This window comes from Candidatus Parvarchaeota archaeon (assembly GCA_016866895.1).
Taxonomy (GTDB): domain Archaea; phylum Micrarchaeota; class Micrarchaeia; order Anstonellales; family VGKX01; genus VGKX01.
On sequence record VGKX01000161.1, the window covers coordinates 1 to 2,643 of the forward strand.

Annotated in this window: 4 protein-coding genes; 1 reads left to right on the plus strand and 3 read right to left on the minus strand. The window is 50.9% G+C overall.

Translation table 11 applies throughout. The annotated features are described in order from the left end of the window. The 3 genes from FJZ26_05435 to FJZ26_05445 all read right to left on the minus strand — a co-directional run. Positions 1-363 (minus strand): glycosyltransferase family 2 protein (locus tag FJZ26_05435; GenBank protein MBM3229849.1); only part of this gene is annotated, 363 nt, incomplete at its 3' end. Between the two features lie 57 nt (positions 364-420). Then, positions 421-1,353 (minus strand): hypothetical protein, encoded by a 933-nt coding sequence (locus tag FJZ26_05440; protein ID MBM3229850.1) that lies wholly within the window; start codon positions 1,351-1,353, stop codon positions 421-423. Further along, entirely contained in the window at positions 1,322-2,185 is an 864-nt protein-coding gene (locus tag FJZ26_05445) for a transketolase (protein MBM3229851.1), read from the minus strand. The genes FJZ26_05440 and FJZ26_05445 overlap by 32 nt, the downstream gene beginning before the upstream one ends. Positions 2,186-2,353: 168 nt before the next feature. Between FJZ26_05445 and FJZ26_05450 the strand changes: the two genes are divergently transcribed. Beyond that, positions 2,354-2,643: glucose-1-phosphate cytidylyltransferase (locus tag FJZ26_05450; GenBank protein ID MBM3229852.1), on the plus strand; the 290-nt coding region annotated here is incomplete at its 3' end.

Here is a 2,643-nt window from a genome sequence, read left to right on the forward strand (position 1 = left end):
CGGCGCATCTGTGTAATTGCCTGATTTGAGGGCAGCCAAAAGCGCCTCAAAGCCTGCGTGTGCCGGATAATCGTCATCCCCGCATGTCCAGACCCACTGCCCTGTCCCCATTTGGATTGATTTGAGGTAGTTTGCATCAAAGCCGATGTTGGTGTTGTTTCTGGACAAGTGCAGGTCAAGCCTTGTTTTTTGCTTGAGCTGCGTAAATAGCTCCCATGAGCCGTCTGTAGAGCAGTTGTCTGTTATGCACACCTCCACATCGCGCAGGTGCGGAGTTGCCACAAGCTCAAGCTGGGCCAAAAGCCGTTCAATGGCATCCTTGCGGTTAAAGGATGTGATGCAAATTGAGAGAAGTTTTGCCATTTTTTCCAACTTTTGCCTTCAGCCGAAAGTTGCGCAGCATAAGTCAACAATTATACCCTAAATTCCCTTGACAAGTTTTTGTATCTGGTCAGAAATTGTTGGCACGTCAAGCCCGTTAAGCTTGCGCAGGTATTCGTGCGTGCCGACTTTTTTCTGGAACGAGTCGGCAAGCGCAAAGCGCCTGAAGGCAGCAGGCTTAATGTTTGCGTCAGCAAGGCACTCTGCAACTGCGCTTCCAAGCCCCCCCATTATGGAGTGCTCCTCAAGTGTGAAGACCGGCATCTTTTCCCCAAGCGACTGAACAAGGCTTGCGTCAAGAGGCTTGATTGTGTGCATTGAAATAAGTTTTCCGCCAAGCCCTTTTTCGTGCAAGGCCTCAAGTGCCTTAAGGCCCGTGTAGACCATGTTGCCGCACGCGATTAGAGCAAAAGCGCCCCCGTAGTCGCGCACAGTCACGCCTTTGCCAAGCTTTATTTGCGGCTTGGAATCCTCCCCGTGCACAGAAGGCTCGGTGGACCTGCCAATGCGCATGTAAAACGGCGCATTGAGCCTGTAGCCCTGTGTGAAAAGCTCCCCCAACTCGTAGGGGTCTGCTGGCGCAGTGACTGTCATGTTTGGCATCATACGCATAGCGGCAATATCCTCAGTGCCATGGTGGGTCGGACCAAGCGAGCCGTAGCACAGGCCGGCCCCGCTTGCAACAAGTATGATTGGAAGGTTGTGGTAGCACACGTCAATGCGCACCTGCTCCAAATCACGCAGGGCAATGAAGGGAGTTATGGAGTAGGCGATGGGCTTTTTGCCGGCTAGTGCTAGCCCTGCACAAACGCCAATCATGTTGGCTTCTGCCACCCCGACATTAAGATAGTTGTTTGGATATTGTTCCATGAACGGCTCAAAGACAGAGTAGCCAAGGTCGGCAGTGACGACCATTGTGTTTTTGTCCTTTGAGGCAAGCTCAAGAAGTGTCTTTACAAATGTTTTTCGCATCAATCTCACCAATTGATTTTTCCAGCTGTTCCTTGTCAGGGGTCTTGTAATGCCAGTCAAGGCTGTTTTCCATGAAGCTGACGCCTTTTCCTTTTACCGTGTGGGCAATGACAACAGAGGGCTTGCCTGGCTCAAATGGCACTGATGCCAGAGCCTTGGTGATTTGCCCAAAATCATGCCCGTCAATCTCCCTTGCAGCCCAGTTTGCAGCCTTCCATTTGTCTGAAAACGGCTCCAAGTCAAGCACATCCTTTGTGTTGCCAAACGACTGCACCTTGTTGTAGTCTATTATTGCGACAAGATTGTCAAGCTTTTTGTGGCCAGCATAAAGCAGCGCCTCCCAGACGCTGCCCTCGTCGCACTCTCCGTCCCCCAAAAGCACGAAAACCCTGTTTGGCCTTTTGTCAAGCTTTGCGGCAAGCGCAAGGCCGACGCCTATTGGAAGCCCATGGCCAAGCGAGCCTGTTGACGCCTCGATTCCAGGCATTGTCTTCCAGGTGGAGTGGCCCCAAAGCGTGCCGCCGTCCACTGAAAAGCCGTCAAGCATTTTTTCATCTGCAAACCCGCGCCTTGCAAGAGTCGCATACAGGGCCGCGCACCCGTGGCCCTTGGAAAGCAAAAAATAATCCCTTTGTGCCCATTGGGGCCTGGCCGGGTCCACACGAAGGGCCGAGAAATAAAGGCCGACAAGAAGCTCCACTATTGAAAACGAGGTGCCGATGTGGGACGAATTTGACTTGTGTATCATGCCAAGCACAAGCTTTCTGATGTTTCTTGCCTGTGCTTCAAGCTCCCCAAAGCCTTTTGGTTTCCCTGCCACGTTTTTTGCCATATTTTAGCCCTAATCTGCCCAATGCCGCCAATGGAAAAGTTAATAGTCTATTCATTATAAATTTATGGTGAGAGAGATTAGGTGCCCGATAAAGAAATAGCCTAGTTGGGACGGGCTTTGAAGCAAAATGAAATGGCAGGAAACGCGGTTTTTGGAAAACTGGTTCATATGGAAAGGCAAAAAGTTGTCATTCTTTGCGGCGGCGAGGGAACGCGGCTGCGCGAGGAAACTGAGTACAAACCAAAGCCCATGGTGACTGTAGGCGGGCTGCCAATCCTCTGGCACATAATGAAGACCTACGCGCATTACGGCTTCAACGACTTTGTGCTTTGCCTTGGCTACAAAGGCGACATGATTAAGCAGTTTTTCCTCAGCCACGAGCTTATGCATAACGATGTTACAATAAGGCTTAACGACAGGAAAAAGGACGTAATCCACAAGGATGGAAAATTCGAGGA

Bases quoted from the DNA above. Each gene is read 5' to 3' on its own strand.
- FJZ26_05445 (MBM3229851.1), bottom strand. From the start codon at position 2,185: ATGGCAAAAAACGTGGCAGGGAAACCAAAAGGCTTTGGGGAGCTTGAA.
- FJZ26_05440 (MBM3229850.1), bottom strand. From the start codon at position 1,353: ATGCGAAAAACATTTGTAAAGACACTTCTTGAGCTTGCCTCAAAGGAC.